The organism is Luteococcus sp. H101, from assembly GCF_038433155.1.
Classification (GTDB): Bacteria; Actinomycetota; Actinomycetes; order Propionibacteriales; family Propionibacteriaceae; genus Luteococcus.
In genome coordinates this window covers 46,649-62,391 of record NZ_JBCDMW010000030.1, presented here as the reverse complement: position 1 = coordinate 62,391, position 15,743 = coordinate 46,649, and the positions used below count along the sequence as shown (strand labels likewise).

Below are 15,743 nucleotides of genomic sequence, written 5' to 3'. Positions count from 1 at the left end.
CCGGCCGAGGCCCGAGGAGGGAGCCGGACGGCGACCGTAGAATCCCTGCCCATGGAAGCCGCGCCCCTGGAACCCCTGCCCGAACCGTCCGACGTCTCGCCGATCGACGGGCACACCGATCACCAGATTCCGTGGGCCATGCAGTTCGCCGTCCGCTATGACAGGACCCGGCCGGCCAGCCACATCGACACCTGTGAAGCAGTGGCTCGGGCCGCGGTGGGCCTGATTGCCTCGCCGCAGGCTCGGGAGGGGGAGTGGCGGGAGGCCGTCGAATTCTGGCGCGACGGGCGGATCCGCAAGTTGGTCCGTCGGGCCCGCGGTCAGGCCCGGTGGGACGAGGTGCAGCAGCTTCCCGGGGTGACGGTGGAGCAGCCGGGGGATCCCGGCGACGGAATGGCCGGCGCCCGGGCCTTCGTGCCCGGCCCGGTCCGCCCGCTGGGCCCTGTGCTGAAGAAGCTGCAGGTGGAGGGCACCGAACTGCCCGACAGCCATCCCAGCCGCACCCAGGGGGCACTGGTCCTGGTGGGGGTGAACCCGCTGATCCAGATGACCACCGGCAAGGCCGCGGCCCAGTGCGCCCACGCCGCGCAGCTGGCCTGGGAAGCCATGGACGAGCCCACCCGTCAGGCCTGGGCCGCGGACGGCTTCCGGCTCCGCGTCGAGGTGATCGACGAGGCCCGCTGGGCCACGGATTCCGGCCGGGTACAGGTGGTCGACGCCGGCTTCACCGAGCTGGACGGCCCGACGGAAACCACCCGTGCCTGGTGGTGAACCACCCGTCGCGAGGTGCCCGCGAGGTACGGGAGGCGATCCCAGAACCCGGACGGGGAATTTCGTCACATCGTCGTGACGTTGTACTGTCAACCGACGCCTCCGGCAGCGACGAGCTGCGCCGGAGAAGCTTTGAGGAAAGGAATCGCCGTGGGCACCCAGCGTGACACCATGACCACTCGGCACGCCGTTGTTGGCACGCCGATGTTCATGTGCCATCCGCTGTGTCGCTGCCCCGAGCGCCCCGCCTGTCACTGACCCCGTTTCCGGCCGTCCGCCGTCGGGCCCGTTGACCGGTCTCCAGACCCGGTTGCGCCTCCCCTGACGGCACCTCTGCGCCCTGCCCTGACCGGGCACCGCCCTGCCCACCTCCGGCGGGCATTTCGCTTCACCGCCAGACCCCGCTCACTCCCCGGGGTCTCTGGCCGCACCCGCAATTCCCCTCTCCAAAGGAACAATCATGATCATCACCGGCCTCTTGCTGGGCATCCTGTTCGGATTCGTGTTGCAACGCGGGCGTTTCTGCGTCACCGGAGCCTTCCGTGACGTCTGGATTGCCCACAAGACCCGCTGGCTCACCGCCTTCCTGATCACCATCGCCGTGCAGGCGGTGGGCGTCGCCGCGCTGCAGAGCGCCGGCGTGATCACCTTGTCCTTCCAGAACCTGCCGTGGCTGGCGGTGATCGTTGGCTCGCTGATCTTCGGGGTCTCGATCGTCGCGGCCGGCGGCTGCGCCACCGGCACCTGGTACCGCGCCGGTGAGGGCCTGGTCGGCTCCTGGATTGCGCTGGTCGGCTACGCCGTCGCCGCCGCGATGATGAAGTACGGCGCCCTCAAGCCCGTGAACGACGCCGTCCGCGGCGTCACCGTCCCGGTCACCACCATCCACGGCGCCCTGGGAATCTCCAGCTGGGTGCTGGTGGCACTGCTGGTGATCGGCGTCGGCTACCTGGCCTGGCGGGACCTGTCCCGCAGCAAGCCGATGGCCGCCCTGCCCGCCGAGCGCACCGGTCTGTCCCACGTGCTCTTCGAGAAGCGCTGGCACCCGTTCGTCACCGGCGCCATCATCGGTCTGATCGCCATTGCCGCCTACCCGCTGAGCTTTGCCGCCGGGCGCAAGTCCGGCCTGGGCATCACCACCCCGTCGGCCAACCTGACCTCCTTCCTGGTCACCGGCAATGGCCAGCGGATCGACTGGGGCGTGCTGCTGGTGCTGGGCATCCTGGTGGGTTCCTTCATTGCCGCCAAGGCCTCCGGCGAGTTCAAGGTGCGGGTGCCCGACGCCACCACCGTGCTGCGTTCGGTGGGCGGCGGCCTGGGAATGGGCGTCGGCGCGGCCTGGGCCGGCGGCTGCACCATCGGCAACTCGATGGTGGAGAGCTCGCAGTTCACGGTCCAGGGCTGGCTCGCCTTTTTGTTCACCCTGCTGGGCGTCGGCATCGGTGCCCGGATCTTCCTGCCGGTGACCCGCAAGAAGCCGGCCACCCGGACCGCCCCCGTCGCCATCCCCGCTTGATCCCCATAACCTCCCACTGACAAGGAGAAATGACATGGCAAAGCACGTTCTGGAAACCGCCGGTGAGGTCTGCCCCTTCCCGCTGATCGAGGCCAAGCAGGCCATCAGCACGCTGCCCGTCGGCGACGAGCTGGTGATCAACTTCGACTGCACCCAGGCCACCGAGTCCATCCCGGAATGGGCCGCGGAGTCCGGCTACCCCGTCACCGAGTTCAAGAAGGCCCCAGACTTCGGCTGGACCATCACGGTGCAGAAGGCCCACTGAGACCGAAGCCGCACCTGTAGCACCCGGCCCGGGACCCCGCGTGGTTCCCGGGCCGGGTGCTGTTTCCGGTCACCCCGCCAGTGCGCCGATCCCCACCAACCACTCCCGGGTGTCCTCGTCGGAGACCCACAGGTGCGTCTGCCAGCCCCGGTCCGCGGCGACGGCGATGTTCTCCGGCCGGTCGTCGATGAAGAAGAGCTCCGCGACGGGAGTTTGCAGCGCCTGCTCCACGTGCTGGAAGATCGCCGGGTCCGGCTTCATCAGCCGCAGCGCGCCGGAGATGAAGCGTCCGTCCAGGAACTGCCCCCAGTCGGAATCGTCGACGGCCCGCTCGAAGATGGCGGCGGCATTGGACAGCAACCAGACCGGTTGATCTCGCTCGGCCAGCTCCGCCAGGAGTTGGCGGGCGGCGGGCCGGATGGTGGTCCAGAGGTGGGAATCGTGCCGGGCCAGGTCCTCGGCCACCGGCTCGTCGATCTCCAGGCCGGCCCCGGCGGCCACCGGCCCCCAGTAGTCCAGGTTGCTGCACCCGATGTCCCACTGATCCCGGCAGGCCCAGTAGGGCCCCGAAATCTGGTGCGGTGCCACCCCGAGCCGCTTCGCCGCGTCGCGGATCTGCGTCGTCTCCGTCACCAGCACGCCGCCCAGATCGAAGATGATCGTCTGCATGACGGGAGCCTAGAAGCGAATCGGCGCCCGGACAATGGGTCCCCGCTCCATCTCCGGGTGGGCCGGTTCGCCCCTCAGCCGATCCGGCGGACGACGTTCTCCTGCTGCTCCGCCCAGGCCTGTGGCACCCACATGCAGGTGGGGTCGCTGGCCAGGTAGTCCCCGGTCATGGCATAGGCCGTCGAGCGGGAACCGCCGCACATCCGGTTGAACTCGCACACCCCGCACTTGCCCTTGAACTCGTGCGGTTTGCGCAGCGCCTGGAAGACCGGGGAGTTGGCGTAGATCTCGTGGAAGGGGGTCTGCTTCACATTGCCGCAGTGTTCGGGCAGGAAGCCGTTGGGGTAGACATCTCCCAGGTGGTCGACGAAGGCAAAGCCGGACCCGGAATTGACGGCCATCGGCGCCCGGGGACGGCGCGGCTTGTCGGGGTGTTCGCCCAGCAGCCGGGTGGTCTCGGCGGTCAGGTAATCGTACAGCTCACCGCGGTGCGCCACCTGGTCCGGGATCGGGGTGCCATTGCGCGCCTGCTCCCGTTGGAGGGCGATCCGGCGGTACTGCGGCGCCTCGGTGGTCTTGATCGCAATCCGGTCGCTGATGTCGTGCAGCCAGTTCAGCACGTCCTCGCGCTCCTCCGGGCTGAGGGCCTGCAGGTCAGCGCCGCGCCCGGTGGGCACCAGCATGAACGTGTACCACATGAAGGCGCCCATCCCCAGCACGGTTTTCAGCAGCTCGGGGGCCTCGTGGATGTTGCCCTTGGTGAAGACCGAGTTCACCTGCAGCCGGAATCCCTCCTCACGCATCCACTTCGACGCCTCGATCGATGCGTCGAAGGTGCCGGGGAAGCCGCGGAAGGCGTCGTGGGTCTCGGCGCGCGCACCGTCCAGGCTGAGGCTGATCGCCTTCCCGCCGGCCTCGCGCATCTCGTGCAGCCGCTCCGGGGTCACCAGCGGGGTGATCGACGGGGACAGCGAGATGCTCAGCCCCTTCTGGGTGCCGTAGCGGCACAGCTCGGCCAGGTCGGCGCGCTCGAAGGCGTCGCCGCCGGTGAAGACCACCAGCGGACGCGGCGCCTCGTAGGCGGCCAGGTCATCCAGCAGCGCCTTGCCCTGCTCGGTGGTCAACTGGTCCGGGTGGGCCCGGTGCTGCGCGTCGGCCCGGCAGTGCTTGCACACCAGCTGGCAGGCCCGCGTGGTCTCCCAGATGACGATGAAGGGCTTGGTGTTCAGGTCATGCTTGATGGTCCGCACGACGGGTGCATGGTGCGGGTGCCTCGGCTCACCGCCGCCGGCGTCATGGCTCTGCGGGTCATGCCCGTGCGGGTCCTGGGTGACTTCGTCCGCGGTGGTGGCGCTCACTGTTCTTCCTTGTCGGCCGGGGTGTTGATGATCTGCTGGGCCGCCTGCTGTCCCGATTTCACGGTGGAGCCAATCCCCAGGCCGTCGACGGCGCAGCCCGCGATGTGCAGCCCTCCGACGCCGGACAGGGCCTCGCGGGCGGTGGCCACCCGCTGCTTGTGGCCGGGTTGCAGCTGAGGCATGGAGGCCGGCCAGCGGTGCACCTGCTGCAGCACCGGCCGGGCATCCAGCCCGGTCAGCTCGGCCAGCTCGTCGGTCACCCGGGTGGTCAGTTGCTCGTCGGTCAGGTCGTCGGCCATGGTGGTGGTGATCCGGCCGACGGAAGCCCGCACCAGGTGGTGGGTCGCGCCCAGCCGGGGCCACTTGCGGCTGAGGTTGGTGGCGGCCTTGAAGGTCCGCACACGCTTGCTGGGCAGCAGGATGCCGTTGTGGTCCCGCAGGATCCGGTTCCGGGCGGCGGCCTCGGGCGGGTAGGCCAGCACCACGGTGGCCACCGAGGCGGTGGGCACTGCGTCGTAGAGCGCGGCGGCCTCGGGGCAGTGGGGGCGCAGCAGCTTCGCGGAGACCCGGCCGGGGGTGGTCAGCAGCACCTCGTCGGCCGCGATCCGCTCCCCGGATTCCAGCACCACATCCCACCGGTCGTCGCGGCGCTCCAGGGCGGTGACGGGACAGCTCGTGCGCAGGCTGGCCGCGCTCTGCTCGGCCAGGGCCGTGGTCAGGGCCTGCAGGCCATTGGGCCAGGTGGCGAACATCGGCAACGGAGAGCCGCCTTGGGTCGGCCTGCCGGAGGCCGGCGGCGCCGCCTGCGGGGCCAGGGAGGGCAGCACCCGCCCCGCCACCCGGGCGATGGGGGCCGGGAGCTTCAGGTTCTTCAGCAACAGGGAGACCCCATTGGCGGCATCGGGGGCCAGCTGCGGCGCGGTGGCCTGCAGGGAGAGCTGATGCACGTCGCCGCCGTGCAGGTTGCCCAGCAGCGGGTCGACGAAGGTGTCGGTGACCTCCGTGCCGAAACGACGCTCGGTGAAGGCGCCGACGGCGATGTCCTCGGGGAATGTGCGGCGGGCCATCACCGGCTCCAGCCCGGCTCGCAGGATCCCCAGCGGGGTGAGGATGCCCGACTTCAGCACGGGCAGGATCCTGGTGGGGCCGGTGGGTCCCACGCCGGCCGGCAGCGGCCGCAACCCCTTTCGAGTGGCCATCACGGAACCCCCGGGCGCGGCGGCCACCACGCTGCCGTCCAGCCCGAGCTCGCGGACCAGCGCCGCCACCTGCGGTGCCCCCAGGTGGGCGGCCTCGGCGCCGACGTCCACCTGCGCACCGTCGATCGGGCGGGTGTTGATCTGGCCACCGACGCGCTCGGAGGCTTCGAGGCAGATCACCTCGAAGCGGTTGTCCTTGGCGAGCTCTCGGGCGGCCACCAGACCGGTCAACCCGGCCCCGACCACCACTACCCGACGCACTGCCATGTGCCACCTCCTGTGCGGGTGACTCTACCCGGCGCACTCCGTGATAAATCCGGCGGGGTGCCACGCGGGTGGTCGTCCGTCGCCCCGAGCCGGGGACGACGGTGCTCCGGGGAAAATCAGACGATGATCGAGCGGGAGCGGTCCGGCAGCATGCCATGCTCGATTCCCCAGGCGACGGCCTGGGAGCGTCGCTTCACACCGATCTTGCGGTAGGCCGAGCGGATGTAGGACTTGACGGAGTTGGGGCTGAGGTAGGTGTGCTCGGCAATCTCGGCATTGCTCATCCCCTGGGTGATCATGGTGATCATCTCGGACTCGCGCATGGTCAACCCCAGCTCCCGCCCCGGCCAGTCCGTCTTCGAGCTGCCGCGTCGGGTGGTATTCGTTGTGATCCGGACTGACGGGGTGATCAGCCGCTCTCCGTCCGCAATGCGCTGCAGGGCGCTGACCAGCTCCTCGGCCGGCAGGGTCTTGGAGAGCAGCCCGTCGACGCCGGCCTCCTCGGCGGCGTCGACCAGGGCCTGGGTGTGATTCCAGGTGAACAGCACCACCTTGTCCACCTTGCGCTCGTTCAGCGGCTTTTGCATGGACTGCAACGCACGGCTGCTCTGGCCATAGGTGTCGTAGAGCGCGATGTCGACGGGTGTGATCACGTCCGCATTCGCGTCCATCTCCACCACGTCCACCTGCTCGGCGTAGGGCGCAAGCATCTCCCGGATGCCGGCGAGCACGATCTCGTAGTCGTTCACCAGGGCGATGCGCAATGGGGATCTCTTCACCCGGGCGATTATTCCACCTTTCGCGCCGGGCAATTCAACAGGGTGGGCTCGCGGCGGGGCGGAGGACTTACTTCAAGGGTTGATTGCGCCTCAGTGGGCGCGGGAAATTTCACCAGAGTTTGTGGGGGTGGACGCTCAGGCGACGTTTGGGGGGCGGTGGGATGATGTCGCAGTGTTCTATGCCACTCATGCCTGCGTCGATCTGGCGGCCATTCGCCGCAACCTGCTCGCCGTGCGGGAACGGGTCGGCGGGCGGCAGGTCATGCTGGCGGTCAAGGGTAATGCCTATGGTCACGGGGCGGTGGAGGTCTCCCGGATGGTCGAGCGCACCGGGTGCGCGGACCGGCTGGCCATCGCCACGGTGCCGGAGGGGATCGAGCTGCGCGAGGCCGGGATCACCCTGCCCATCCTGAAGCTCTCCCACTGTTTCGAATGGGAGCTGGAGGCCGCCCTGAAGGCGGACCTGGTGCTCACCGTCGTCGACGAGCTGACCATCGACCAGGCCCGCGGCGCGGCGCAACGGTTGGGCGTGACCGCCAAGGTGCATCTCAAGGTGGACACGGGGATGCGCCGGATCGGCACCGAACCCAGCCAGGCTGAGGCGCTGGTGCGCTGGATCGACGCGTGCCCCAACCTGGAGTTGGAGGGCATCTTCACCCACCCGCCGGTCAGCGACATGGCCGACGAGACGGCCTACACGGTCGCGGAGCTGACCGCCTTCCGGGAGCTGGTTGACCGGATCCAGGCCGAGCGCGGCCCGATCGACCTGGTGCATGCCGCCCCGTCGGGTGTGATCCTGGCCCATGACCTGGCCGGGACGACGGCCGTGCGGGCCGGGATCATGGCCTATGGCTACTACCCGGATGCCAGCACTCCCCGCACCGTCGCGCTGGAGCCGGCCATGTCCATGGTCAGCCGGGTGACCTTCGTCAAGCAGATCTCGGCGGGAGAGTCAGTGGGCTACGGCCGCACCTGGGTGGCCCCGCGGGACACCTGGATTGCCACTGTCTGCGTGGGCTATGCCGACGGGTGGAGCCGGCGTAACACCAATACCGGGCGGATGCTGGTGGGGGGGCGGAGCTATCCCGTGGTCGGCCGGGTCTGCATGGACCAGACGATGGTCGATCTGGGCCCCGAGGATCCGCAGGTGGGGGTGGGCGACGAGGTGGTGCTGCTCGGCCGGCAGGGTGACCAGGTGATCACCGCGGATGACCTGGCGGCCATCATGCAGACCATCAGCTATGAGGTGACCTGCCTGATCACGGCCCGGGTTCCCCGCGTCTACCAGGACGACGAGGCCTGACCCGACACGACGCCCGGCCCTCGCAATCACGACGGCCGAGCCTGTCGAGACCCAAGCCCACGCGTGGCTGTGACGGGCGCGGGACCGTGATGGCGCTCAGCGGCGACGGTTGAGGAACTGACTCTTGGCGAAGGCCCCGGTGGACCAGGTGGCCCAACCGTCGGTGGCGGCGCCGACGCCCCCACCCACCAGCGGAATCTTCTTGCCGGCCAGCAGCGAGACCCGCTTGCCGCCCACCTGCCCCATCAGGTTGGCCAGCACCTTCTCACTGATGGTGTTGTCCAGCGCGACGTCGTGCACCGGAGCGGTGGCAATGGCCAGGGCGGAGCTGGGCAGCTCTCGCCGGTCGATCGCCTCCCTGGCATTGGCCTCACCCAGCAGGCACATCAGGATCGCCGAGCGCACCCGGGGATCCTCGATGTCATAGCCGCGCAGATGGGCGACGGCCGCCACCATCCGGCACTGCACGATGGCGACGCCGGAGACATTGGCCGGGATGCTCACGGCCAGGGTGGCCAGGCCACCCAGATTGGTCAGGAAGCCCTGCGCGCCCGCCATGGCGACGTGCTGCTTCACGATCTGGTCGATGGCCAGCTCGGCGGAGCCGGTCTTCTGCAGCGCATTGGCGGCGGTGGTCTTGGCGCCGGGGACCTTCCCCACGCCGTCGATGGCCAGGTCCAGGGCGCGTCGCAGCACCGTGGAGGCGGCCCCGGGCGCAATGTTCGGCGCCTGGGCCAGGATGCTCTTGCCGATGTCTCGCGCGTTGGCCATGGTTCCTCCTGGGGCTGTCTGGTGCTCGTATCCACGGTAGTCGCTGCGCTCAATCCCCTCCAGAGACCGCGCCCCTGAACCGGCCCCCATTCGCCGTCGGCGCAACCGTCGCTGCCCGGGGTCCGGCCCGCGTCGGGCCACTGACTGCCGTGGTCCGCCGTCGTCGCATCAGCATGTGGACAGCGGGTCTCATGCCTGAGTCGAGGCGGACGATGGAGCCACGTCTACCCGGAGGCCCGCATGACCAACCAGACCGCACAGCTGACCATTGACGGCAAGACCTATGACCTGCCGATCGTTACCGGATCGATGGGGGAGCAGGCCCTGGACATCAGCCGGCTGCGCGCCGAGACCGGTCTGATCACCCTGGACGACGGCTACGGCAACACCGGATCCTGCCGGTCGGCCATCACCTTCATCGACGGGGAGAAGGGCATCCTGCGCTACCGCGGGGTGCCGATCGAGCAGCTGGCGGAGGGCAAGTCATCCTTCGTCGAGACCGCCTGGCTGGTGATCTTCGGGCAGCTGCCCACCCAGGCCGAGCGGGACCATTTCAGTGAGCTGTTGGCCGCCTCCTCGGCGCTGCACCCGGACATGAGCAAGCACTTCGACGCCTTCCCGGAGAGCGGCCACCCGATGGCCATCATGAACTCGATGATCAACGCGATGAGCACCCACACCCGGCCCAGGATCACCGACGAAGAGAGCTTCCTGCGCGCCGCCGCCCACCTGATGAGCAAGGTGCGCACCATCGCCGCCGCCTCCTACAAGTCCTACAAGGGCGAGCCGTTGATCTACCCACGCCATGACCTGAAGTACGTGGAGAACCTGCTGCACATGATGTTCTCCCTGCCCTACAAGAACTACGAGCCGACGCCGGAGGAACAGCGCGCGCTGAACCTGTTCTTCGTGCTGCACGCCGACCATGAGCAGAACTGCTCCACGTCGACGGTGCGGATGGTGGCCAGCTCCCAGGCCAACCTCTACACGGCCTGCTCCGCGGGGGTGGCGGCGCTGTGGGGGCCCCGGCATGGCGGAGCCAACATGGCGGCGGTGCAGATGCTGCGCCAGATCCACGAATCCGGGATGAGCACCCAGGACTATGTGGCGCGGGTCAAGGACAAGTCGTCGGGGATCAAGCTGCAGGGCTTCGGGCACCGGGTCTACCGCAACTTCGACCCGCGCTCCCGGATCCTCAAGACCGCCGTCGACGACCTGCTGCGGGACCTGGAGATCCACGATCCGCTGTTGGAGATTGCGCTGGAGCTGGAGGAGGTGGCTCTGCAGGATCCCTACTTCGTGGAGCGCAAGCTGTACCCGAATGTGGACTTCTACTCCGGGATCTTGCTGCGCGCCCTGAACATCCCGCTGAACATGTTCACCGTCATGTTCGCGATTGGCCGGATGCCCGGGTGGATCGCCAACTGGAAGGAGGTCACTGAGGACCCCTCGGGCCGGATCTATCGGCCGCGGCAGGTCTACGTCGGCCCCGAAGAGGTGCGGTGGGTGCCCCGCTACCAGCGCGGCAAGTGACTGCCTGCTGAGAACAGATGCCGGATGGGGTCCCCAACGCAACTATTGCGTTGGACCCCCCACCTGGCATCTGTTCTCAGCAGCTCCCCACGCCCCCGGCTTGTTGAGGGGATGTCAGGTTCCCCGCCGGGCCCGTCCGTTCGCTCCCGAGCACGGCGCGGGCGTCGTCGGGGGTCCCTGCTTGCCCAATCTGGGGCAGGAGCCGGCGCCGGCAGGAAATTGTCGGTGGCTGGTGAGACACTCTGAGACGTGCTGGCCCATGTCTTCGGTCCCTGGACGCAATGGCCGGAACAGGACCTGATCGCCTTCTCCGAGGAGTTCAACCAGGAGCTCGCGCTGGCGGCCTACTGTTCCGGCATCTTCCCCATGCCCCTGCATGAGACGGGCTTCGAAGGCGAGATGGGTTGGTGGTCACCCATGCTGCGCGGGATCCTGCCGCTGGACCGGCTGCGGGTCAGCCGCAGCCTGCGCAAGACCGCCCGCCGCTACACCACCACCGTCGACGCCTGCTTCCGCCAGGTGCTGGACGGCTGCTCGGACCCGGATCGCCCCGACGGCTGGATCGACGAGGACATCCGGCAGGTCTACCTGCACCTGCATGACCAGGGGGCGGTGCACTCCGTCGAGACCTGGGATGACCAGGGTCGGCTGGTGGGCGGGCTGTACGGCGTCGCGCTGGGCGGGCTGTTCGCCGGGGAGTCGATGTTCCACCATCCCGAACTGGGCCGGGACGCGTCCAAGGTGGCGCTGCTGCGGCTGGTCGCCGAGCTGCGCCGCGACGGGGCGCCCCGGCTGCTGGACGTGCAGTGGCGCACCGATCACCTGGCCAGTCTGGGCGTCGTGGAGGTGGAGCGGGTCGGCTACCTCAGCCTGCTGGACGGGGCGCTGGAACTTCCACCGGTGGACTGGGAGGCGGTGGCCCAGCGCGGCCCGCTGACCGCCGACGACCTGCTGCCTGCCCTGGCCTCAACGCCGATCGCACAGGAGGAACGCAATGCCTGAACTACCCGAGGTGGAAGCCTTGCGCGGCTTCCTGGCCGAGCGGCTGACCGGGCGCACCGTGGCCCGGATCAACCTGGCCGCCTTCAGCGCCCTGAAGACCTTCGAGTACCCGCTGGAATCCCTGCTGGGGCTGGAGATCGAACGGGTCAACCGGCACGGCAAGTTCCTGGACGTCGAGGCGCAGGGGATGCACCTGTGCTTCCACCTGGCCCGGGCGGGCTGGGTGAAATGGCATGAGGTGGCGCCCGCCGGTGTCCCGAAGCCGGGCAAAGGGCCGCTCAGCCTGCGCGTCGTGCTGGACGACGATGCGGGCTTCGACCTGACCGAGGCCGGCACCCAGCGCAAGCTGGCCCTGCACGTCGTGGCTGCCCCGCAGCAGGTGCCGGCCATCGCCAGCCTGGGGCCGGACCCGCTGGCCGACGAGTTCACCCCACGGGTCTTGGAACGGATCCTCGTCGACGCGGGCAAGGCCCAGCTCAAGGGGGTGTTGCGGGAGCAGCGGACCATCGCCGGCGTCGGGAATGCCTACTCCGACGAGATCCTGCACGCCGCTCGGCTCAGCCCGTTCAAGGGGGCCAACACGCTCACCGAGCAGGAGCGCGCCGACTTGTACCAGGCACTGCGCGAGACCCTGGCGGAGGCGGTGGAACATGCGCACGGGCTGGCGGCCAAGGACTTGAAGGACAACAAGCGGGGCAGCATGCGGGTGCACGGCCGCACCGGTGAAGCCTGCGGGGTGTGCGGGGCGACGATTGCCGAGGTGAGCTTCGCCGACTCCTCGCTGCAGTACTGCCCGGGTTGCCAGACCGGCGGCAAGGTGCTGGCCGATCGCCGGCTGAGCCGGTTGCTCAAGTAGGTATCTGGCCCAGCCGGGACAGGGGCCGGGTCACGGTGGCCGAGCCCGTCGAGGCCGTTGGCTGGGACGGTGGCCGGGGTAGGGACCAGACAACGGTGGCGAGCCCGTCGGGCCCCCTGTGCGGGGGTGCCGCCGTCGGGCGAACCCCCGCCAGGTGTTTCTTCAGTGCGGTTCAGAAGGCCAGGTACTTGAAGAAGGGCAGGATCGGGGTCAGCAGACCGGTGCTCATCCAGAACATGCCGAAGTTCATGGCGAAGTCGCTGAGACCCTCCAGCCGTCGGGCCGGGCCCTGCAGCGCCAGCACGATCGCCTTGAAGGAGGCGTAGAGCAGGTAGGCCATCAGCGGCAGCCCGATCAACGCCATCCACCACAGCGCGCTGTGGCCGCCCCACATCATCTGGTGCGACGGCATCTGGTGCCTCATGCCGCCGCCCATCGGCGCACCGCCCATGGAGCCCATGGCCTTCATGTTCTGCATCTTCACCATCATCGCGGCCAGGTGCCAGGCCATCGCCGTGAACATCAGCGCGCAGCCAATCGGGTGGGCGCGGTGCCCCTGCTTGGCCACCACCGCCAGGTAGCCGAACCAGACCACGCCCAGCACCATCAGGGCGATGGAGACCGGCACCGGCACCACGTTGCGGAAGGGCACCCAGATGTTCTTGGGCACCATCAGCAGCATGATCACGCTCATCAGCCAGTGCAGCCCGTGCGAGATCCGGCCGCGGGTGCTGGGGGCCTTCACCAGCTGGTAGGTCTCGTAGACGGTGGTGAACAGGAAGAAGATCAGCAGACCGATGAACTTCACCGGCACGGCGCTCAGGGTGAACATGGATGCTCTTTCGACAGTGGGAAGCAGTTACGCCCACCAGTCGTCTCCCGACGCCGAAAAGTTCCCACCCGCGGTAACACTCGTGGCCACAGGCCCCCGAACTCCTGGTCCGCGGCAAATTGCACCACCGACCCGCCGGGCGGCGGGTCTGGTTTGCGCCACAAACTGCATTCTGGTTCCTGACCAGTGTCTCTACGGCACCGCCCGGGCTTCACAATGCAGTTTGTGGCGCAAACCGGTGGGGTGATGGCTGGACGAGGGGCGCCGCGGAGCGGAGGTTGCCTAGAATCCCTGCATGCTCGGATACTTCGGCCCCGCCGGCACGTTCACCCACCAGGCGCTGTTGAGCGTCAGCACCGACGAGGCTCGGCCCTACCCCACGGTCGTCGCCGCGCTGGACGCCGTGCGGGCCGGGGAGGTGGAGGCCGCCCTGGTGCCGATCGAGAATTCCGTCGAGGGTGGCGTTTCCGCGACGCTGGACAACCTGGCCGCCGGTGACCGGCTGATGATCATCCGGGAGGTGCTGCTGCCGGTGCAGTTCGGGCTCTATGTCCGGCCCGGGACGCGGCTGGATGACGTCCGCCAGATCCTGACCCACCCACACGCCTACAACCAGACCCGCGGATGGGTGGCCGCCCACTGTCCGCAGGCACAGGTCACCGAGGGGGGTTCGACGGCTGCGGCCGCGGCCGAGGTGGCCGACCCGTCGTCGCGGCACGACGCCGCGATCTGCGCCGCCGTCGCCGGCCAGATGTACGGACTGGAGGCCGCCGGCACCGCGATTGCCGACAACGAGGCCGCCGTCACCCGCTTCGTCCTGGTGGCGCCGCAGGGCCCGCCAAGCCAGCGCACCGGGGCGGACAAGACCACCCTGGTGGCCTACATGCGGGAGAACCATCCCGGCGCCCTGCAGGAGATCCTGGACCAGTTCACGGTGCGTGGGGTCAACCTGAGCCGGATCGAATCCCGCCCCACCAAGACCACGCTGGGCAACTACTGCTTCTCGATCGACGCGGAAGGGCACCTGCTGGATTCCCGGATGGCCGACGCGCTGGTGGGCCTGCACCGGATCTGCAAGAGGGTGGTCTTCCTGGGCTCCTATGCCCGGGCGGACCGGGTCAAGCCGCGGGTCCCGGCCGGCGCCACCGACGAGGACTACGCCGCGGCCATGATGTGGTTGGAGAAATTGCGCACCACCGGACAGGACGACGACTGATGACCATGCCAGGACTCATGACCTACACCTGCCGGGTGGAGATCGCGGCGCCCCGGGCCCGGGTGCTGGAACTGATGACCGACGGCGATCGCGCCGCTGAATGGATGCCCGGGCTGGTCAGCTACCGGGCCATCGAGGGGGAGCGCGGGACGCCGGGTTCGGTCAGTGAGCTGCGCTTCGACGGGGTGCCCGGCCCCGGCGAGATGATCGAGAAGGTGGAGCGCCGCGACGCCGAGCACCATGACGTGGTCTACCTGCTGGGCCCGGTGCGCAATGTGGTGCACAACACCTTCGTCGAGCTGCCCGACGGCGGCACCCGCTGGGCCGCGGAGCACATCTTCCACCTGCCGCCCGGGATGCTGGAGGGGATCGGGGAGCAGGGGCAGGCCGCCTTCCGTCAGAACACCCAGGGCTCGATGGAGACCTTCAAGACCTGGTGCGAGGCCAACGCCTGACCCTGCTCCTGTCTTGGCGAACCCCAACCACGGTGGCCGATCCTGTCGAGGCCTCCTCCGCGTGGCCCTGTGGAGCCAACCGTTGGCTTGCGATGGAAGCAACCAGGGGAGGGCACCTGTCCGATGAGCAGGGCGACCGCCCGACGGGTCCGGGGAACTGGGTCGGGGGGCTCGGGGAACGTACTGGGGCTCCTCGACCGGCCCGGGAGCAGGGAAGAGTTGGGGCGGTCAGGAGCCGGTGCCGCTGACCCGGAGGTCGACGGCCCTGCCGCCGCGCAGCTCGGAGATCAGCGCGTGGCGTTCCTGCGCGTGCGGCAGGCTGACGGTGCGCAGGTAGTCCACCAGCGTTTCCTGACCTTGGCTCTCCAGCTCCTGGATCAGGCTGCGGATGTCGTCGGGGTGCCGGTTCTGGCTCATCTTGGCCTTGCCCTCGACGCGCTCCACGGCCACCTCCACCGCGACGATGGAGCGCGCCATCCGCTCCAGCTTCTCCTGGCCCACCCGCTCCAGCACGTCGTCGCCCTCGAACCCTTCCGTGAGCCGACGGGCCGCGGCCAGCGCCGCCGCCGGGCTGGGATCGACGCGCATCGTGCCCCAGACGTGCACCGTGATGTAGTCCCAGGTGGGCACATTGGGCAGCTTGTCATTGGTGGCGTACCAGCGCGGGGAGACGTAGGCGTCGGCCTCGTCGAGGACCACCATCGCCGGGCCGGTCACCGGCCGGGTCGCCTGCGGGTTGTTGCGCACCAGGTGGGTCACCAGCACCTCACGTTCCGCGTCGTGGAAGAAGGGCACCATCGTGGCGTCGGGGCCGTCGTCGTGGCAGGTCACCAGGTTGCCGGCCCGGGCACTACCCAGCAGGCGTCGGGTGTACTCGTCGGGCAGCCGGAAGTGGTTGGGGACGTACATGCCTGCCAGCGTACGGGGACCACCCGAGGCACCCCCGACGAT

Annotated in this window: 16 protein-coding genes; 9 read left to right on the top strand and 7 right to left on the bottom strand. The window is 69.0% G+C overall.

Features of this window, described 5'->3' with window-relative positions; translation table 11 throughout:
- Window positions 1-138 precede the first annotated feature (138 nt).
- From AAEX60_RS12880 to AAEX60_RS12870, 3 genes are all read left to right on the top strand, one after another.
- Window positions 139-771: a peptidyl-tRNA hydrolase gene (locus AAEX60_RS12880; protein ID WP_342104011.1), complete on the top strand. Its 633-nt coding sequence runs from the start codon at window positions 139-141 to the stop codon at window positions 769-771.
- A gap of 460 nt (window positions 772-1,231) precedes the next feature.
- Complete coding sequence (locus AAEX60_RS12875) at window positions 1,232-2,287, top strand: YeeE/YedE family protein (RefSeq protein ID WP_342103964.1); 1,056 nt, start codon at window positions 1,232-1,234, stop codon at window positions 2,285-2,287.
- 34 nt (window positions 2,288-2,321) lie between these two features.
- Window positions 2,322-2,552 (top strand): sulfurtransferase TusA family protein, encoded by a 231-nt coding sequence (locus AAEX60_RS12870; protein WP_342103963.1) that lies wholly within the window; start codon window positions 2,322-2,324, stop codon window positions 2,550-2,552.
- A 69-nt stretch (window positions 2,553-2,621) separates the two neighbouring features.
- On the opposite strand, the gene AAEX60_RS12865 is transcribed toward AAEX60_RS12870, so the two are convergent.
- The 4 genes from AAEX60_RS12865 to AAEX60_RS12850 all read right to left on the bottom strand — a co-directional run bounded on the left by AAEX60_RS12865 (window position 2,622) and on the right by AAEX60_RS12850 (window position 6,824).
- Complete coding sequence (locus tag AAEX60_RS12865) at window positions 2,622-3,221, bottom strand: HAD family hydrolase (protein ID WP_342103962.1); 600 nt, start codon at window positions 3,219-3,221, stop codon at window positions 2,622-2,624.
- A gap of 74 nt (window positions 3,222-3,295) precedes the next feature.
- The gene (locus AAEX60_RS12860) at window positions 3,296-4,579 is read right to left on the bottom strand and encodes a TIGR04053 family radical SAM/SPASM domain-containing protein (protein ID WP_446721321.1); all 1,284 of its coding nucleotides are present in this window, start codon (window positions 4,577-4,579) and stop codon (window positions 3,296-3,298) included.
- Entirely contained in the window at window positions 4,576-6,045 is a 1,470-nt protein-coding gene (hemG, locus tag AAEX60_RS12855; RefSeq protein ID WP_342103961.1) for a protoporphyrinogen oxidase, read from the bottom strand. The genes AAEX60_RS12860 and hemG overlap by 4 nt, the downstream gene beginning before the upstream one ends.
- Before the next feature lie 116 nt (window positions 6,046-6,161).
- A complete protein-coding gene (locus AAEX60_RS12850; protein WP_342103960.1) occupies window positions 6,162-6,824 on the bottom strand; it encodes a response regulator transcription factor in 663 nt (220 codons plus the stop codon).
- Between the two features lie 172 nt (window positions 6,825-6,996).
- Between AAEX60_RS12850 and alr the strand changes: the two genes are divergently transcribed.
- Window positions 6,997-8,127, top strand: coding sequence for an alanine racemase (alr, locus tag AAEX60_RS12845; protein ID WP_342103959.1), 1,131 nt, complete (start codon window positions 6,997-6,999; stop codon window positions 8,125-8,127).
- Between the two features lie 96 nt (window positions 8,128-8,223).
- Here alr and AAEX60_RS12840 read toward each other — a convergent pair whose 3' ends face one another.
- The gene (locus tag AAEX60_RS12840; protein WP_342103958.1) at window positions 8,224-8,898 is read right to left on the bottom strand and encodes an EcsC family protein; all 675 of its coding nucleotides are present in this window, start codon (window positions 8,896-8,898) and stop codon (window positions 8,224-8,226) included.
- Window positions 8,899-9,138: 240 nt separating this feature from the next.
- On the opposite strand from AAEX60_RS12840, the gene AAEX60_RS12835 reads away from it, so the two are divergent.
- From AAEX60_RS12835 to AAEX60_RS12825, 3 genes are all read left to right on the top strand, one after another.
- Complete coding sequence (locus AAEX60_RS12835; protein ID WP_342103957.1) at window positions 9,139-10,431, top strand: citrate synthase; 1,293 nt, start codon at window positions 9,139-9,141, stop codon at window positions 10,429-10,431.
- Between the two features lie 249 nt (window positions 10,432-10,680).
- A complete protein-coding gene (gene aat, locus AAEX60_RS12830; RefSeq protein ID WP_342103956.1) occupies window positions 10,681-11,433 on the top strand; it encodes a leucyl/phenylalanyl-tRNA--protein transferase in 753 nt (250 codons plus the stop codon).
- Entirely contained in the window at window positions 11,426-12,289 is an 864-nt protein-coding gene (locus AAEX60_RS12825; RefSeq protein WP_342103955.1) for an Fpg/Nei family DNA glycosylase, read from the top strand. Before aat ends, AAEX60_RS12825 begins: the two co-directional genes overlap by 8 nt.
- A 172-nt stretch (window positions 12,290-12,461) precedes the next feature.
- On the opposite strand, the gene AAEX60_RS12820 is transcribed toward AAEX60_RS12825, so the two are convergent.
- Window positions 12,462-13,121 (bottom strand): hypothetical protein, encoded by a 660-nt coding sequence (locus tag AAEX60_RS12820; RefSeq protein WP_342103954.1) that lies wholly within the window; start codon window positions 13,119-13,121, stop codon window positions 12,462-12,464.
- Between the two features lie 295 nt (window positions 13,122-13,416).
- On the opposite strand from AAEX60_RS12820, the gene pheA reads away from it, so the two are divergent.
- Window positions 13,417-14,337, top strand: coding sequence for a prephenate dehydratase (gene pheA / locus AAEX60_RS12815; protein WP_342103953.1), 921 nt, complete (start codon window positions 13,417-13,419; stop codon window positions 14,335-14,337).
- A gap of 5 nt (window positions 14,338-14,342) precedes the next feature.
- Window positions 14,343-14,792, top strand: a complete 450-nt coding sequence (locus tag AAEX60_RS12810; protein ID WP_342103952.1) for an SRPBCC family protein — start codon at window positions 14,343-14,345, stop codon at window positions 14,790-14,792.
- 228 nt (window positions 14,793-15,020) lie between these two features.
- Here the strand turns inward: AAEX60_RS12810 and AAEX60_RS12805 are convergent, their stop codons facing one another.
- Window positions 15,021-15,701 (bottom strand): FMN-binding negative transcriptional regulator, encoded by a 681-nt coding sequence (locus AAEX60_RS12805; protein WP_342103951.1) that lies wholly within the window; start codon window positions 15,699-15,701, stop codon window positions 15,021-15,023.
- Between the last annotated feature and the right edge of the window lie 42 nt (window positions 15,702-15,743).

Excerpts from the sequence above, each read along its gene's own strand:
- hemG (WP_342103961.1), bottom strand. The coding sequence starts at position 6,045 with ATGGCAGTGCGTCGGGTAGTGGTGGTCGGGGCCGGGTTGACCGGTCTG.
- AAEX60_RS12835 (WP_342103957.1), top strand. The coding sequence starts at position 9,139 with ATGACCAACCAGACCGCACAGCTGACCATTGACGGCAAGACCTATGAC.
- AAEX60_RS12825 (WP_342103955.1), top strand. The coding sequence starts at position 11,426 with ATGCCTGAACTACCCGAGGTGGAAGCCTTGCGCGGCTTCCTGGCCGAG.
- AAEX60_RS12865 (WP_342103962.1), bottom strand. The coding sequence starts at position 3,221 with ATGCAGACGATCATCTTCGATCTGGGCGGCGTGCTGGTGACGGAGACG.
- AAEX60_RS12840 (WP_342103958.1), bottom strand. The coding sequence starts at position 8,898 with ATGGCCAACGCGCGAGACATCGGCAAGAGCATCCTGGCCCAGGCGCCG.
- AAEX60_RS12820 (WP_342103954.1), bottom strand. The coding sequence starts at position 13,121 with ATGTTCACCCTGAGCGCCGTGCCGGTGAAGTTCATCGGTCTGCTGATC.
- AAEX60_RS12880 (WP_342104011.1), top strand. The coding sequence starts at position 139 with ATGCAGTTCGCCGTCCGCTATGACAGGACCCGGCCGGCCAGCCACATC.
- pheA (WP_342103953.1), top strand. The coding sequence starts at position 13,417 with ATGCTCGGATACTTCGGCCCCGCCGGCACGTTCACCCACCAGGCGCTG.
- AAEX60_RS12870 (WP_342103963.1), top strand. The coding sequence starts at position 2,322 with ATGGCAAAGCACGTTCTGGAAACCGCCGGTGAGGTCTGCCCCTTCCCG.
- AAEX60_RS12875 (WP_342103964.1), top strand. The coding sequence starts at position 1,232 with ATGATCATCACCGGCCTCTTGCTGGGCATCCTGTTCGGATTCGTGTTG.
- AAEX60_RS12810 (WP_342103952.1), top strand. The coding sequence starts at position 14,343 with ATGCCAGGACTCATGACCTACACCTGCCGGGTGGAGATCGCGGCGCCC.
- AAEX60_RS12805 (WP_342103951.1), bottom strand. The coding sequence starts at position 15,701 with ATGTACGTCCCCAACCACTTCCGGCTGCCCGACGAGTACACCCGACGC.